We start from the raw sequence: 15,772 nt of genomic DNA, 5'->3' as shown, positions 1-15,772 counted from the left end.
CTAGTCCTTCAGCACGTCTTTGTTTTCCGCCACCAGATCCTCCGCCTCGTGGGCGGCGATGATGGCCTCTTTTTTCCCGAGAAGGATCAGCACAAAGGCCTGTGCGGCCCGGTAGGCCAGAAGAGCAAGACCGATGGGCAGAATGATATAGGGAATCCAGCGGGGCACCCGTTCGCGAATGCCAAGCCCTTCGGACATGAAGGCTGGCCATTTCAGGTCTTCCATGCCAATTGGCACTTTGTAGAATTTGGCGAAATAGGCATAGGCGCCACCGGTTGCGCCCTTGTTGTCCAGGCCCAGAAGGGCGCCGAACCAGCCCGCGTCGAACATCAGCACCGCATAAAGAACGGTCAGCGCAGCCCCGGCAAGAGCCGCGGCCCTGAAGAGCGGTTTCGGCAGGAGGTTGATCACAGCATCGACGCCTAGATGGGTGCCGATCTTGATGCCGTAGCTCATGCCAAACAGGATCAGCCAGGCAAACAGCACGCGGGTGAATTCTAGCGCACCGCCCCAGCCGGAATTGAACATGTAGCGGGCAATCACCTGGCTGAAGGTGACGAGTGTCATCAGCGCCAGCAGGATTGCGATGATATTCTCGTCCAGAGACGCGATTGTTCTCGGTGAAACCTGATCAACGGCGACATAAAGACAGAAGAAAGCGGCGGTGAGCAAGAGTGGCCAGTAATAGGCCAGGAACTCCGAACCCATGGGTCCCCCCCAATATGAATCGCTCTTGAACGAGCTTGTGTATGATTGAAGGAAGAAGGCCGTCCGGGCCTTCTTCCAATTTACGCAAGGCTTGGGATACCCGGGGCTTAGCTGCCCTGGTTGGAGGCCACCGCCGCGTCGATGACATCCTGACCGATATCGTCGCGGAACTTGTCCCAGACCGGTTTCATGGTCTTGACCCACTCGTCACGCTGCTCAGGCGTCAGCTGACGGACAACACCGCCATTTTCGATGATCTTCTGCTTGTTGGCTTCGTTGATCTCGGTGGAGCGGGCGTTGTACTCGTCGGAAACCTCGCCGAAGATCGTCAGGAACTGGTCCCGCACATCCGCATCCAGGCTGTCCAGCCATTCCTGGGAGGTCACGGCCAGGTAAGTCAGCAGCTGGTGGTTGGTTTCCGTGGTGCCGTCCTGCACTTCGAAGAACTTTTTGGTGTAGATGTTGGACCAGGTGTTTTCCTGACCGTCCACAACACCGGTCTGAAGTGCGCCATAGACTTCCTTGAAGGCCAGTTTCTGGGCATTGGCGCCCATGGCTTCGATCATGGCCACGGCAACGTCCGATGTCTGAACCCGGAACTTCAGACCCTTGGCATCGGAGGGCACCAGAAGTGGTTTGTTGGCAGAGAACTGCTTCAGGCCGTTGAACACGTAGCCGAGACCGACAAATCCATAGTCGGACATGGCGCCCAGAAGTTCCTGACCCTTTTCGCCCTTGGTGAAGGTGGTCACCGCATCCATGTTGGAGAACAGGAACGGCAGGTCGAACAGGCGGTATTTCAGCGTGTAGGACTCGAATTTCGACAGGGACGGGGCCGCCAGCTGGACATCGCCCAGAAGCAGGGCTTCCATCACTTTGTTGTCGTCAAAAAGCTGAGACGATGGGAATACCTGCATGCAGGCCTTGCCGTCCATCTCTGCGTTGATGCGTTTGGCAAGCGCGGTTGCCATTTCGCCTTTCGGGTGACCTTGCGCAGCCACGACATGGCTGAACTTGATGATGACTTCGCCGTCGGAGCACTCATCGGCCGCAAAGGCGGACGACGACATGGCGAAGGACGCTGCAGCCGCAGCGGCGATAACAAACTTTTTCATTAGGATGTCCTCCCAGACATATCAGTATGACGGCCGTTCGGGCCGGACAGCTTTTGAGCTGGTCGAACCTGTTTTGGCAAAACCTGTGCCAAATCTCCGCCAACAGCCTCAAAGGCCGCAAACCCAAGCTTAATCCGGCCTTGGGTGTCTGCGTATCCGGGGCTTTTCTTAGAAACCATTCCTGAGAATGGGTGGAGTCCGACACATGGACGCTGACCGATGTGTCGAAACCGACACATCGGGGCGCCTGCGCGGCTATTGCTGAAGACCCCCGCTTTTCAGGTCATGGCGGAGCGGTATGGCAAGCCGGTGCAGCTTGTCCGGATTGCGGATGACAAAGACCCGGGCAATCGTGCCGTCGGGTGCATATCCGAGGGTCAGGGCCGTTGCGAGGCCGGCGTCCTGAAAGACCACAATCCCGTGGAGCCCGTTAATCCCGAGAGGTTCCAGGCGGGCGCCGGACAGGAGCCGCCCCAGGATGCGTGCCAGGTATTTTGCAACCTTGTCCCGGCCTTCCAGAATCCGGCGCAATGCCGTGGCCTTGCCGCCACCATCGGATTGGAACTGCACCGTTTCGGCCAGCAACCCGGACAGGACCTCCACCGAACCGCTTTCCAACGCTGCGAGAAAAGCCGACAGCATGCGCTGCTGATGGTCCGGGCTGGGCATGTGGCTGGTGGCGGTGCCTTTGAGATGTTTGGAGGCGCGGGAGACCAGCTGGCGGCAAGCGGCGTCTGACAGGCCGAGGGCGGCAGCCACCTCAGCATAGGACTGGCCGAACACGTCCCGCAACAGATAGGCCGCCCGTTCCTTGGGGCTCAGCCGGTCCAGCAGAAGAAGAAAGGCGGTGGTGAGAGACTGGGCCCGGTCCAGATCCGCCTCCGGGTCTGAGGCCGCTTCCACCTGAAGCGGTTCGGGGATCCACGGGCCCACATAGTCGAGCCGTTTCCTGCGGGCCGCCTTCAAATCGTCCAGGCATCTGTTGGTGCAAATGGACGTCAGAAGCGCACTCCCGTTGACAACGGTGGATTTGTCAATATTCCGCCAGCGCAAAAACGTGTCCTGCACCGCATCCTCCGCATCGGCCATAGAGCCCAGCATGCGATAGGCAAGCCCGAGCAATCGCGGGCGTGCCCTTTCAAAGACAACACTGTCGGACGGGTCTGTCATCTCGTCTCTATGGTCTCAGTGATTGGAGATCTGCATCCGGTTCCACAGATTGATCATAGCCACGGCCGCTGTCATTGCACTGATGCTGGCCTCATCAAAATGAGCACGCAAGGTCTTCCGTAGAGGCGCATAGTCCATTTTCGGGTCAAGTTCCGTCAAGGCTTCGGCCCAGGCAAGAGCTGCTTTTTCCGCGTCGGTGAAATCGTCCACGTAGCGCCAGACCGTCAGCCGCTGCAAGCGCTCCTGGCGCTCGCCGTCTTGCAAGGCTTCGCTTGTGTGCATCATGACGCAATACGCACATTGATTGATCTGCGAGACCCGCAGATCCAACAAATGGCGCAATCCGGGTGACAGAGGTGACTTACCGATCTCGCCGCTGGCAGCCAGAAATCTCTTTAAGATCGAAGGAGCGAAGTCCTGATGGTGGATGGCATCTTGGTGTTTCATGGGTGTCTTCCGTAAGAAATTCGGGGAGGTGACACTTCCTTGACGAGTGAGCGCTGCAGTTTGTGACAGGCGCCAGGACTTTTCTGCTTCGAAGATGCGTTGCAACAATTCCAATGCTGGACCGGGATGTGTTTGCTTTTGCAGACGAAAGTGCCTTTCGTCTCAAGGCCAGACAAAGGCCTCACCCAAGAGCGGTGTCCTCCCGGCCGAGGCCGTATTTGCGCATTTTCTCATAAAGGGCTTTGCGAGAAAGGCCGAGACGCTCATAGGTGGGTTTGATGGCGCCGTCATTGCGCTGGAGTTCAGTGGCAATCAGAGCTTTTTCAAACCCGGCCACCTGATCGAACAGGCTGTTGCCCGGGCCGGCTGCCGGGTCTGGCTGCTGTTCCAGACCCAGCACGAACCGGTCGGCCACATTGCGCAACTCGCGCACATTGCCCGGCCAGTCCCGGGCCATCAGCCCGGACAGATAGGCGTCGCCGATATCGGGGATTTCCCGCCGGTAGCGGGCCCGTGCCTCCACAGCCAGATGCCGGAACAGCAGGGGGATATCCTCCAGCCGGTCGCGCAAGGGGGGGATGGACACATGGACCACATTCAGCCGGTAGAACAGGTCGAGACGGAAGCGCCCGTCCTTGCCGGCGGCTTCCAGATCCTCCTTGGTGGCCGCTATGAAGCGCACATCCAGGTCAATGGTCCGGTTGGAGCCGAGCCGCTCAATGGTGCGGGTCTCGATCACCCGCAACAGCTTGACCTGCAATTCCAGCGGCATGGATTCGATCTCATCGAGAAAGACCGTGCCGCCATGGGCGTGTTCCAGCTTGCCGATCCGCTGGCCGCTGGCCCCGGTGAAGGCGCCTTTCTCGTGGCCGAACAGTTCCGATTCGATGATTTCCGCCGGAAGGGCCCCACAATTGAGGGCCACAAAGGGCCGGTCCTTGCGCGGGCCTTCATCATGCAGCGCCCGGGCGACGACCTCCTTGCCCGATCCGGTCTCGCCCAGGATCAGGATATCCGCATCGGTCGCGGCCAGGGCCGTTACATTCTTGCGCAACAGGTCCATGGCCGGGGTGCGGCCGACCAGACGGCTTTCCAGCCCGGTCCTGTCGGCCAGTTCTTCCCGCAGCTTGCGGTTTTCCAGCACCAGACGCCGCTTGTCGAGCGCCCGCTCCACAACGGAGGCCAGATGGGCGACGGAAAACGGTTTTTCCAGAAAGTCATAGGCCCCGGCCCGCATGGCTTCGACCGCGAGCGGCACATCGCCATGGCCGGTGATCAGCACCACCGGCAGGGCCGGATCGATTTCAAAGGCCCGGCGCATCACAGCAAATCCATCCGTGCCCGGCATGCGGATGTCGGTGACCAGAATACCGTAAAACTCCCGGGTGATGCGCTCCAGGGCGGCTTCCGGACGGCCGGTGGCAAAGACGTTCTGGCCGGTCAGCTCAAGCCCCTGGCTGAGCGAGCCCCGGAGCGCGTCTTCATCGTCCACCAGCAAAACCGTTGCCTGATCCATCACCTTATTCCGCAGCCATGACCCTGGTATCGGCGGCCGGCAGGCGCATGGTGAAAACCGCCCCGCCGCCGTCGCGATTCGCTGCTTTCAGCGATCCGGAAAAGTCATGGACGATTTTATAGGCGATGGACAAGCCCAGTCCGAGCCCGGCGCCGACATCCTTGGTGGTGAAAAACGGGTCAAAGATCTGCGGCAGTACGTCTTCATCAATGCCGGGCCCATTGTCGGCCACATGCAGCACCGCCTCGTCCCCTTCCCGCGCAAGCGATAGGGTGATCAGTGGTGCGGGGCAGGACTGGACCGCATCAAAAGCGTTGGACAGAAGGTTGATCACCACCTGCTCCAGGCGGATATGCCCGCCTTCGACAATGATATCCTCCTGCGGCAGATCCACGGAGAGCACAAAGCCGCTCTGTTTGATCTGGGGCTGCAGCAGCAGCAGGGCCTCGTCAATCACCTGGCGCAGGGACACGGGCTTGATATCGGTGCCCGACTTGCGGGTGAAGCCCTTCAGGGTCTTGGCGATTGCGCCCATGCGCTTCACCATGCTGCCGATCCGGGTCAGATTCTCCCGGGCCTCCTCGGACCGGCCCCGGTCGATCAGCATCCCGGCGATTTCCGCATCGGTGCCGATGGCGGCAAGCGGCTGATTGTATTCATGGCTAAGCGCTGCGGACATGCGCCCAAGGGTGGCGAGCTTCGCGGCCTGGACCAGTTCCGCCTGGGTCTGGCGCAGATTGGCTTCGGCCTGCTGCCGCTCCCGCACCTCCCGTTCCAGATGGGTGTTTGCGCGGCGAAGTTCTGCTGTTCGGCTTTGCACCCGCCGTTCCAGCCTGAGGGCTGCAGCCCTGTTGCGGCGCTCGGTGCGCAGGAATTCCTGGCGGCGGGCCACAACAAGCCCCAGGCCACCGGCTGCGATGACGCAGACCAGAAGGGCGATCAGCATGGCCCAGCCCGATTGCTGACGCGCCTCGCCGATTTCCACCAGGGTCACGACTTTCCAGCCCAGAACCGGCACATTGGCGGCAAGCTGCATATGGGGCTTGGCCGCGTTGGCCCCCGGCAACAGAAGCTTCAACCGCCCCGGCAGGGCCAGATCGACAATACGCCACGTACCGTCCAGCCCGGCAAGGGACTTGCCGCGCAGCTCCGGCCGGTTGGAAACGACCACCTGTCCGGCCCTGTTCAGGGCCAGGATAGGGTCCTTGCTGAGCGCCCAGGCCTGTTCCACCTTTTCAAGGCTCACACGGACCGCAACCGCCCCCAGAAACCGGCCATTTTGGCGCAGTGGCGAGGCAAAGACATAAGACGATGGCGTCGCCGGCGTCCCGGGGATCAACTCCCGCCCAAGCTGGCCTTGCTGGACCTGGGTAAAGGCGCCGGGGATCATCTGCGCGTCGCCAAGGGCATGGGCCGGGACCTTGTGCTGGCTGGAGACTATCACTTGGCCTTCAGCATCCATCAGCCAGATTTCCTCTGCACCGGACATGCCGGCGGCAATGGCGGCAATGCCCGGCTGCATCGCATGCTGCTCGCCAAAGAAAAAATCCTGAATATCCGCACCCCGGGCCAGAAGCGGCGACAGCAGGCGGAACTTGTCCAGAAGACGTTCCAGCACGGCGGTCTGCACAGCCAGATTGGCCTCTGCCCGGGTGCGTGTCTCTGCAAGTGTGATCCGGAGGCTGGCCAAGCCGGTCAGAACGACAATGACCAGGGTGGTCACGACCACTCCGGCCCCGATGCCGATCTTGAGCCTGCGCCAGTTGGTGCGCCAATGTCCGGACCTGTGTCTGCGTGTCATCGCACCAGTATACGGGAGGATGCGGTTGTCCCAAAGCGCGCTGTGTGGAACGGCAGGTATTCTGCGCTTTCTCAAACGAGGCTGCGCTGGCGCCGGTCGATGGCCACACTCTTGATCAGCACGGTGACCTCTTTGCCGGTGGCCAGTTCCAGATCGGCAACGGACGCACGGGTGATGCGGGCGCGCAAGGTCTGGCCCTGCAGGGCACACAGGATTTCTGCGTAGGGGCCAGATTCTTCCGAGATGCTGGTGATCTTCGCCTGAAAGGCGTTGCGGATCGACAGGCCGGTTGGCGGTTCGGCCGCCAGCGCCACGTCCCGGGCCCGGATGCGCAGGCGCACTGTATCGCCTGCCTCGGCGGGAAGGTCCGGGATCTGCAGGATGGCTCCGCCAATATCGACAAAGGTCAGGCCCCAGGTGCTGTCGACCCGGTCCACCGTGCCGTGCACCAGCGCGCCCGCCTCGTGGCGGCCGGTGGCGCGGCCGAGATCGGTCCGGGTCAGCATGTCGGCCACCGGGCCATAGGCCGGCGTTGTGCCGTCCGACAGGATCACAAGCGTGCTGGACAGGCGCGCGACTTCCTCGATCGAATGGCTGACGTAGAGAATTGGCAGATCCGCTTCCACACACAGCCGGTCGAGATAGGGCAGAATGCCGTTGCGCCGGGCCTGATCCAGATTTGCCAGCGGCTCGTCCATGATCAACAGCTGCGGATCGGAAAGCAGCGCTCGGCCGATGGCCACCCGCTGCTTTTCCCCGCCTGACAGGGTCTCCGGTTTGCGGGCCAGAAGCGGCTCCAGCCCCAAGAGCCCGGTCACTTCGCCAAGCTCCCGCTTGCCCTTCCGTCCCCCCGCCCAGCGGGCATAGGTGAGGTTGGACTTGACGCTCATATGGGGAAAGAGGCGGGCCTCCTGAAAGACATGGCCGATCCGCCGGGTCTGAACCGGCAGATTGATGCGCTTGTCCGCGTCGAACAGGACCCGGCCATTGAGCACAATGCGCCCGCGTTTCGGCCGGACGAGCCCCGCAATCATATTGGTCAACGTGGTTTTGCCCGCGCCGGACTGGCCGAACAGGGACGTCACCCCGCCCGGACTTTCAAACCGGGCCTCAAAGGCAAAGGTGCCGATGTCTCCGGCAATATCAACCTCAAGCACGGGCGCCTCCTAGCCTGGCCTTCAGGCGGTAGGCCAGAAATTCGGAGGCGATCAGGGCGGTAAAGGCCACAAAGGCCGCAATCAAAGTCAGTCGGAAGGCGGCCAGATCGCCGCTTGGGGTCTGGGTGGCGGTGTAAAGCGCCAGCGCCAGTGTGCGGGTTTCGCCGGGAATGTTGGAGACAAAGGTGATGGTGGCGCCAAACTCGCCCATCGCCTTGGCAAAGCCCAGGATGGCGCCGCCCAGAATGCCGGGCAGTGCCAGCGGCAGGGTGACGGTCACAAAGCTGATGATCCGGTGCGCGCCCAGGGATTTCGCAGCATCTTCCAGTTTCGGATCGACTGCTTCAAAGGAGAGGCGGATCGGGCGGACAATCAGTGGAAACGCCATAACTCCTGCCGCCAGGGCTGCACCGGTCCAGGTGAAGGCAAAGCGGAGGCCAAACACCTCATCAAGAAAAGCACCCACCGGGCCCTTGCGGCCAAAGGCCAGCAGCAAAAGATAGCCGGTGACAACCGGCGGCAGGACGAGGGGCATATGCACCAGAGCATTGACCAGCCCATGGCCGGGAAAACGGCTGCGGGCCAGAAGATAGGCAACACAGATGGCGGCGGGCAGCGCAACGGCCAGCGCAACGGCGGCGACTTTCAATGTCAGAAGCAGAGCCTGCCATTCGGCGGGTTGAAGCTTGATAAATTCCACGCGCAGGCCCGGGGTTTTAAGATCACAGGACTGCCCCGGCAGGGCAGCCTACTTGATCTTATCTGTCACAAAGCCCAGGGAGCGCAAGATCTCTTGTGCCTCCGGGCCGGTGACAAAGGACAGAAACACGGTGGCCCCGGGCGCTGTGGATATTGTGGTCCGCGCCGCCAGATAGCGGATCCTGGGATGGCTGTCCTGCGGCAGTTCCACGACTTCGCTCACCTTGGGATCGATGGCCGCGTCCGTTCGGTAGACAAGGCCAAGGGGGGTTTCGCCCCTGGCAACGGCGGCAAGGGCGACCCTGACATTTTCCATCGGCGCCAGCTGTCCCGACACGCTCTGCCACAGGCCGAGGGTTTTGAGAGAGGCCTTGCCATAGCGCCCGGCGGGAACCGTCTCCGGATCGGCAATTGCCAGCCGCTCTCCGCCGAGCCTTTGGGACAGGCTGTCAGGTGAGAGGCGGAGCGGCGCGGCGCCTTCCGGCCCGACCAGCACAATGGCGTTGGAGGCAACCTCCTCGATGGAGGACTTTACCACCGCATCTTCTGCGGCCACATAGTCCATCCAGTCGGCATCTGCTGACAAAAACACGTCAGCGGGTGCGCCTGCGGCCACCTGCCGGGCCAGCGTGCCGGTTCCGGCAAAGGAAAAAACAACCTTTGTGCCGGTCTGGGCTTCAAAGGCGGTCCCGATCTGCTCCGCCGCCTCCCGCAGGCTGGCGGCAGCAAACACGGTTAGCTGTTCAGCCGAGACGGGCAGCAGCCAGGACAGCAGAAGAAAGCAGGTTAGTCCAAGACGGGCGAAACAGCGCATGGGTTTAGGCCGCACCGGCGCTTCTGCGGTCTGCCTTGATCATGTCGGAGCCTTTTTCCGCAATCATCACCGTTGGCGCATTGGTGTTGCCGGAGGTGATTTTCGGCATCACCGAGGCGTCGATCACCCGGATATTGTCGAACCCGCGCAGTTTTAGCCGCTCATCCACCACCGACCCCTCGTCCACGCCCATGCGGCAGGTGCTCACCGGATGGAAGATCGTGGTGCCGATCTCGCCCGCAGCCCGGCTCAGGTCTTCTTCGCTGATCAGATCCGGTCCGGGAAGATGCTCCTGCGGCTCGTAGGGCTGCATCGCCGGGGCGGACATGATCTTGCGGGCCAGGCGGATGGAATCGGCGGCAACCCGACGGTCCGCCTCCGCTGACAGATAATTGGGGCAGATCTCCGGCTGCTGTGTCTTGTGCGGAGCGGCGATATGGACATGCCCCCGGCTTTCCGGGCGCAGATTGCAGACGCTGGCGGTCATCGCCGGGAAGGGATCCAGCGGCTCGCCGAATTTCGACAGGGACAGGGGCTGGACATGGAATTCCACATTCGCCGTCTCAAAGGACGGGTCTGTGCGGGCAAAGGCTCCCAGCTGACTCGGGGCCATGGCCATCGGGCCGGAGCGCTTGAGCAGATATTCCAGCCCGATCTTGGCCTTGCCGTACCAGCTGCTGGCCAGCTCGTTCAGGGTGAGTACATTCTTCACCTTGAAAATCGGCCGGAGCTGCAGGTGATCCTGAAGATTTTCGCCCACATTCGGCAGGGCGTGGCGAGGCTCGACCCCGGCCTTGCGCAGAACATCCGGATTGCCGATGCCTGACAGTTCCAGCAATTGTGGCGAGCCGATGGCCCCGGCGGCCAGCAGCAATTCCCCGGCCACCGTTACCTTGGCAGGCTGACCGGCAACCTCCAGATCCAGGCCGGTGGCCTTGCCGGTTTCATAGGTGATCCGGTCCACATGGGCTTCGGTCACCACCTGAAGGTTCGGCCGGTTGCGGGCCGGGCGCAGGAAGGCCCGGGCCCCGTTCCATCTCCAGCCCGATTTCTGGGTCACCTGAAAATAGGCGGAGCCGAAATTGTCGCCGTCATTGAAATCCTGGGTCTTGGGAATGCCGGTCTGTTCGCAGGCGTCCCGGAAGGCATCCAGGATTTCCCAGGACATGCGCTGTTCTTCCACGCGCAGGTTGCCACCCTGCCCGTGCATGTCGTTGTCCCAGGCATAATGGTCTTCGGACTTGCGGAAATAGGGAAGAACATCGTCCCAGCCCCATCCGGTCAGTCCCAGCTGGCGCCAGTGATTGTAGTCCCAGGCCTGGCCGCGCATATAGATCATGCCATTGATAGACGAACAACCGCCCAGAACCTTGCCGCGCGGATAGAGAAGCGAGCGGCCGTTGAGACCGGGATCGGGCGCCGTCTTGAAGCCCCAGTCCACACGTGGATTGCCGATGCAATAGAGATAGCCGACCGGAATATGCACCCAGATGTAATTGTCCCGCTTGCCTGCTTCCAGAAGCAGAACTTTGACAGACGGATCTTCCGACAACCGGTTGGCCAGAACGCAACCCGCCGTTCCGGCGCCGACAATCACATAGTCCCAAGAACCAAGGTCGCGCATAGTTCCTCCTATCGGTTGTTTTTGCGATGGAGCACGGCAGAGGGGGGGGTCAACTTAGCCACATAGGGGAGGGCCTGCAACCCATCGCCGCGCCGGGCAGGCGGGGCGGTTTTGCGCTGTTTGCGACCTGTGCTTTCGTTTACCTCATCCTTACACAGCCTTGCGATTGTTGCGGAGGTTCCCTCCGGCGAGGCTTTTAAAACATGCCCAATTTGGCCCAACGCAGTCTGGAAGGCGGTTGTCTGGCTGTCTTCACCCTGCTTTGCCGTCTTTACCGTCCCGTGCGCGGCTGGATCGGCGGGGGTGTGCTGGGCGTGTTCATTGTAATGACCGCCGCCGTCGTTCATCTCTTTCCGGTTTCCAACTGGGACATGCTCGCCTATACGGCCGTTATGCTGGAACCGGAGATCCCGGACCCGCAAGCCCTGCACCAGCGGGCTTATGCGGCGGTGAAGGACAATATCCCGGCAGGCGCCTATGCAACCTTGACCGGCGACCGGCCCTACCGCATCCGTCAGGCGGAGGATGCGACGGCTTTCGCCACCATGCTCGGCTTCTACCGGCTCAAGATCCTTTATGTTGAAACCGCCCGCCTGTTGGCGCCCTTCACAGGGCCGGTGGAGGCGCTTCGGCTCATCTCGCTGGCCTCCGCCCTGGGGCTGGGCGGCGTGCTTCTGGTCTGGCTGGGGCGCAGCGGCTGCCTGATGTATGGGCCCGTCGTCGTGGCGCTGCTGATGGTCTCTGCCTTCGGCTATGCGGCCGAACTGTTGTCACCGGATCTCTACGCAGCCTTTTTCCTGGTGCTTGCCGCGCTGCTTTATCTGGAAAGGCTTGACCTTCCGGCCGCCCTCAGCCTCTTGGCCGCGTTTCTGGTTCGGCCCGACCATCTGGCCTTTATCGGGGTCTTTTTTGTGTTTGCGGCTATTTACGGTCCGGGCCGCTGGACCATGACTGCCTGCTTTGCCCTGTGCACCGGTCTCTATCTCTGGCTCACGAAAGGCGCGCATCATCCGGGCTGGTGGATCCATTTGTGGTTCACCCATATCGAATATGTGCCGACCCTTGAGGGTTTTGATCCGCCCTTTTCCATCGCCGCTTACCTCGAAATTCTGATGCGCTCAACGGTGCGCGCGCTGATGGGCTTCACCTGGCCTGCGGTGCTGTTTGCGCAAATCGTGTTTTTTGCCAGATGCCTCTCTGTGGAAGCCATGGAACTGCGTGCCAAGGTGCTGCTTTTTGCGGTGTTTGCGTCCGTCTGCGCGAAATATCTGGTGTTCCCGCATTACGAGACACGGTTCTACCTGCCCTATCTGGTGATCATGGGCATGATCCTGCTGACCTCCTGGCACCGGCAGCAGCGGCCGGTGTGAGCCGGCTCGCAAATCGGGTCGTCTTGGGTGGCTCCGTTTTTTATAGGTCTGTGGGTCCAAACCAATGGAGGCCTGCCCACAATGTTTCAGATCCACCCCCTGCCCGCTGACCCGTTCACCAAGCTTTTCGGCCTGTCCGATCGGCAACTGGCGTCGCATAACGTGCAAGCGCATATCTCTGACGGCCAGTTTCCCTGCCGCGTGTCACTGGAAGATGCGCCAGAGGGGGCACGGGTGCTGCTCCTGAATTTCGAGCACCAGTCCGGGGACAGCCCCTACCGCTCCCGCCACGCTATTTTTGTCCGCGACGGGGCTGTGGCGCGCCAGCCGGACGCGGACCGTCTTCCGGCTTCCATCTCCAGCCGTCTTCTGTCCGTGCGGGCGTTCAATGCCGCGCATGAAATCATTGAGGCGGATGTGATTGACGGGAAGGAGGCCATCCCGCTGATTGAGACGTATCTCGCCAATCCCGAGGCGGACTACCTGCATCTGCATTATGCACGGCGCGGTTGCTTCGCCGCCAAGGTCACCCGAGCTACACCCTGAACACACGCAAAAGGTGCGTTTTAACAAAAATCTTCCTTAAGGAGAGTTTTCCGGCCGGTGCCCAATTTTTTCTCTAAACTGGAACTGGTTTTTGCCGGTCTTGTTTGAAACCGTGTGCGCCGACAGCGGCACCGCGGACAAGAGCGGCAGAGCCGGACGAAACTGGTAAGGAGGATCGGACCATGCGAAGCGCAGCAGAACGGCGGACCGCTTTCAAGGCCCTGCATGACGGCGGGCGGGCGTTCCTGATGCCCAACCCGTTTGATATTGGCACCGCCCGCATCCTGGACGGGATGCGGTTTGAGGCCCTGGCCACGTCCAGTGCCGGGTATGCCTGGACCCGGGGTGTAAAGGATGCGGAAGGGCTGATCAGCCGGGAGGATGCCCTCGCCCATGCGGCCGATATCATTGGCGCAACCGATCTGCCGGTGAACGGGGATCTGGAAAACGGCTTCGGCGACAGCCCCGAGGCGGTGGTGGAAACTGTGAAAGGCGCCATTGAGGTTGGCCTTGCGGGCTGTTCGATCGAAGATTACACGGCAGATCCCAACAGGCCCTATTACCCGCTTGACGAGGCGGTCGAGCGGATCAAGGCAGCGGCGGACCTGCGCAACCGGCTGGCCCCGGATTTTGTTCTGACAGCCCGCAGTGAAGGGCCGGTCAGGACCCAGCATGAACTGGACAGGACCGTGACGCGCCTGAAGGCCTTTGCCGCAGCCGGGGCGGATTGTGTCTATGCGCCGGAACTGAAAGACCGGGACCAGATTGCAGCTGTGCTTGCGGGGGTCGGCGCGCCGCTCAACATTCTTGCCGGCCGCAAGCAGTTTCATCTGACCCGCAAGGAGCTCGCCGACCTTGGCGTTGCCCGGGTCTCGATCGGGTCCGGCCTTGCGCGGATCGCGCTCGGCGCGTTTTTTGCGGCGGCAGAAGACATGAAAGATGGGGGCTCCTTCGGCTGTTTTGAAAGAGCGGAAGGCTTCGCCGAATTTGATGCTTTCATGAGGGGCAGCGCATGACGCGGGACACAGAAACCGCAAGCCGGGAGGGGTTTGAACGCGCGGGATCGCAGGACGAAACGCCTCTGGTGGATCTCGCCCGGCGGGCCTATGAGGTCTTTATCCCGGTCATGAACGCCGTTCCTGCGCCGATGACGGCGGATTATGGCGCACTGATCCGGGAGGCTGAAGTCTGGGTGCAGCGTGGCGAGGCAGGCCACCTGGGGGCCAGCCTGGTGCTGGTGCCGCAGGACGCGTATTTGCTAATTGACAGCATTGCCGTTGACCCCGTCCGTCAGGGTGAGGGTCTTGGGCGGCAGCTTTTGGTCATGGCCCAGGACCGGGCCCGGGAAATGGGCTATGGGGAGGTGCGGCTCTACACCAATGTTCTGATGAAGGCGAACAGGGCCTGGTACAAACGCTCCGGCTTTGAAGAGACGGGCGAGGAACAGCGCGGCGACAAACGCATTGTGCATTTGCGCCGCATGCTGGCGGGGTAGGATACGGCAAAAGATGTTCGCCCTGCGGACTGGTGTGTCCAGAACGAAGCTTTGTAACAATTTCGGCTGGGGCTTCAGATCCGGACACCGGTCCGGGAAAGCGCAGCCAGAGGTTGGTTTTATTCCGGGCGTTCGCCGATATAGGCGGCGCGGGGGCGGATCTTTTCGTGGCTCTTATACTGCTCGAATGTATGGGCGATCCAGCCGGAGATCCGGCCCGCACAGAAGATTACCTTGCCCGCATCCTTGGGCAGGTCATAGACTTTTTGTATTACCGACAGGGCGAAATCGATATTTGGCGGCAAGCCAAACAGTTTGTCCGCCGCAGAAATCAGTTCCGGCAGGCGGGCCACAAAGGGCTGTCCGGCTTCTGTTGAGACAAGCAGGTCCAAAAGACAATCCGCTCTAGGGTCCCGTCCCTGATAGACGGAATGGCCGAACCCGGGCAGGGTCTCGCCCCGGGCCAGCCGGTCCGCGAACACGTCCTCAAAATCCGTCTCGGGCTGGAGAGTGGCGAGCCAGGCGGCTGCCCGGTCCGGCGCAGCGCCGTGCAGCGGTCCGAAAAACGCCCCGAGGCCGGACATCAGCGCCGCATGGAGTGGCGCCCGCGTGGAGGCTGCACAGCGCGCTGAAAAGGCGCTGGTGTTCAGCTCATGATCGGCAGACAGCACCAGGGCGGCCCGGATCAGTGACTTACCCGAGGATGACAGCCCATAGGCGTTGGCGATCTGGGTATGGACTGGCTGGTCCGAGGGCTCTGTTCCCAGAAGGGCGGCCACCGAATAGCGCAAAAGGGCCGCCGCCTTGCTGTGGAGCAGCTTCGGGGCAAGGGTGTAGGCGGCCTTGTCCTGAAGCGGCCAGGCGGCAAGGGCCATCATCAACCGGTCCAGCGGCGCCAGCCCGGCGGGCATTGGGGGTGCCGGATGCGGCACATTGCCGGCAAAGGGGTCGTCTTCGGAAGCCCAGAGCAGGGTCGCAACTGTTTCCAGGGTGGAGGTTTGGGCCAGATCCCGGGCTCTGCGGCCCCTGTACACCGGCCCGTCTTCGCTGATCAGCGTCAGTTCTGTTTCCAGCACCGGGTCCCCGCTCAGCGGGTGGGCGCCGGTATGGTCTTCCGCCTGGCGGCGGCCCTTCAGCCGGCGCACATCCGCAGCGTCATAGCGGCGTTTCTTGCCGGGACCGGCCACGGAGGCAATCAGACCCCGGCTGACATAGGCATAAAGCGTTGCGGGCTGGACACCGAGTTCGGCGGCGGCTTCCCGGGCGGAGAGGTAGATTGGTGTGCTCATATATTGATTGTATTAATCAAT

General features: G+C 61.8%; 15 protein-coding genes. 4 read left to right on the top strand and 11 right to left on the bottom strand.

Annotated features, from left to right (window positions below):
- The 10 genes from ACXAIC_RS16005 to ACXAIC_RS15960 all read right to left on the bottom strand — a co-directional run bounded on the left by ACXAIC_RS16005 (position 1) and on the right by ACXAIC_RS15960 (position 11,051).
- The gene (locus ACXAIC_RS16005; protein ID WP_475181748.1) at positions 1 to 708 is read right to left on the bottom strand and encodes a TRAP transporter small permease; all 708 of its coding nucleotides are present in this window, start codon (positions 706 to 708) and stop codon (positions 1 to 3) included.
- Between the two features lie 107 nt (positions 709 to 815).
- Complete coding sequence (locus ACXAIC_RS16000; protein WP_475181744.1) at positions 816 to 1,823, bottom strand: DctP family TRAP transporter solute-binding subunit; 1,008 nt, start codon at positions 1,821 to 1,823, stop codon at positions 816 to 818.
- Between the two features lie 255 nt (positions 1,824 to 2,078).
- Positions 2,079 to 2,993, bottom strand: coding sequence for an RNA polymerase sigma factor SigJ (gene sigJ, locus ACXAIC_RS15995; RefSeq protein ID WP_475181741.1), 915 nt, complete (start codon positions 2,991 to 2,993; stop codon positions 2,079 to 2,081).
- Positions 2,994 to 3,008: 15 nt separating this feature from the next.
- Positions 3,009 to 3,440: a carboxymuconolactone decarboxylase family protein gene (locus ACXAIC_RS15990; RefSeq protein ID WP_475181738.1), complete on the bottom strand. Its 432-nt coding sequence runs from the start codon at positions 3,438 to 3,440 to the stop codon at positions 3,009 to 3,011.
- A 181-nt stretch (positions 3,441 to 3,621) separates the two neighbouring features.
- A complete protein-coding gene (locus tag ACXAIC_RS15985) occupies positions 3,622 to 4,956 on the bottom strand; it encodes a sigma-54-dependent transcriptional regulator (protein ID WP_475181734.1) in 1,335 nt (444 codons plus the stop codon).
- 4 nt (positions 4,957 to 4,960) lie between these two features.
- Positions 4,961 to 6,757: a sensor histidine kinase gene (locus ACXAIC_RS15980; RefSeq protein WP_475181729.1), complete on the bottom strand. Its 1,797-nt coding sequence runs from the start codon at positions 6,755 to 6,757 to the stop codon at positions 4,961 to 4,963.
- A 71-nt stretch (positions 6,758 to 6,828) separates the two neighbouring features.
- A complete protein-coding gene (modC, locus tag ACXAIC_RS15975; protein WP_475181725.1) occupies positions 6,829 to 7,914 on the bottom strand; it encodes a molybdenum ABC transporter ATP-binding protein in 1,086 nt (361 codons plus the stop codon).
- The gene (modB, locus tag ACXAIC_RS15970) at positions 7,907 to 8,614 is read right to left on the bottom strand and encodes a molybdate ABC transporter permease subunit (RefSeq protein WP_475181722.1); all 708 of its coding nucleotides are present in this window, start codon (positions 8,612 to 8,614) and stop codon (positions 7,907 to 7,909) included. The genes modC and modB overlap by 8 nt, the downstream gene beginning before the upstream one ends.
- Before the next feature lie 48 nt (positions 8,615 to 8,662).
- Positions 8,663 to 9,427 (bottom strand): molybdate ABC transporter substrate-binding protein, encoded by a 765-nt coding sequence (gene modA, locus ACXAIC_RS15965; protein WP_475181719.1) that lies wholly within the window; start codon positions 9,425 to 9,427, stop codon positions 8,663 to 8,665.
- Between the two features lie 4 nt (positions 9,428 to 9,431).
- Positions 9,432 to 11,051 carry a GMC family oxidoreductase gene (locus ACXAIC_RS15960; protein WP_475181716.1) on the bottom strand — a complete coding sequence of 540 codons (1,620 nt, stop codon included), beginning with the start codon at positions 11,049 to 11,051 and terminating at the stop codon, positions 9,432 to 9,434.
- A gap of 203 nt (positions 11,052 to 11,254) precedes the next feature.
- On the opposite strand from ACXAIC_RS15960, the gene ACXAIC_RS15955 reads away from it, so the two are divergent.
- From ACXAIC_RS15955 to ACXAIC_RS15940, 4 genes are all read left to right on the top strand, one after another.
- Positions 11,255 to 12,421, top strand: coding sequence for a hypothetical protein (locus ACXAIC_RS15955; RefSeq protein WP_475181711.1), 1,167 nt, complete (start codon positions 11,255 to 11,257; stop codon positions 12,419 to 12,421).
- Positions 12,422 to 12,502: 81 nt separating this feature from the next.
- Positions 12,503 to 12,967: a DUF1203 domain-containing protein gene (locus ACXAIC_RS15950; protein WP_475181707.1), complete on the top strand. Its 465-nt coding sequence runs from the start codon at positions 12,503 to 12,505 to the stop codon at positions 12,965 to 12,967.
- A gap of 182 nt (positions 12,968 to 13,149) precedes the next feature.
- Positions 13,150 to 13,983, top strand: coding sequence for an isocitrate lyase/PEP mutase family protein (locus tag ACXAIC_RS15945; RefSeq protein WP_475181704.1), 834 nt, complete (start codon positions 13,150 to 13,152; stop codon positions 13,981 to 13,983).
- Positions 13,980 to 14,462: a GNAT family N-acetyltransferase gene (locus ACXAIC_RS15940; protein WP_475181701.1), complete on the top strand. Its 483-nt coding sequence runs from the start codon at positions 13,980 to 13,982 to the stop codon at positions 14,460 to 14,462. Before ACXAIC_RS15945 ends, ACXAIC_RS15940 begins: the two co-directional genes overlap by 4 nt.
- A gap of 119 nt (positions 14,463 to 14,581) precedes the next feature.
- On the opposite strand, the gene ACXAIC_RS15935 is transcribed toward ACXAIC_RS15940, so the two are convergent.
- Complete coding sequence (locus tag ACXAIC_RS15935) at positions 14,582 to 15,751, bottom strand: citrate synthase (RefSeq protein WP_475181698.1); 1,170 nt, start codon at positions 15,749 to 15,751, stop codon at positions 14,582 to 14,584.
- Between the last annotated feature and the right edge of the window lie 21 nt (positions 15,752 to 15,772).

This window comes from Roseibium sp. AWQ4_254 (assembly GCF_056161025.1).
This window is presented reverse-complemented; position numbering and strand designations above follow the sequence as displayed.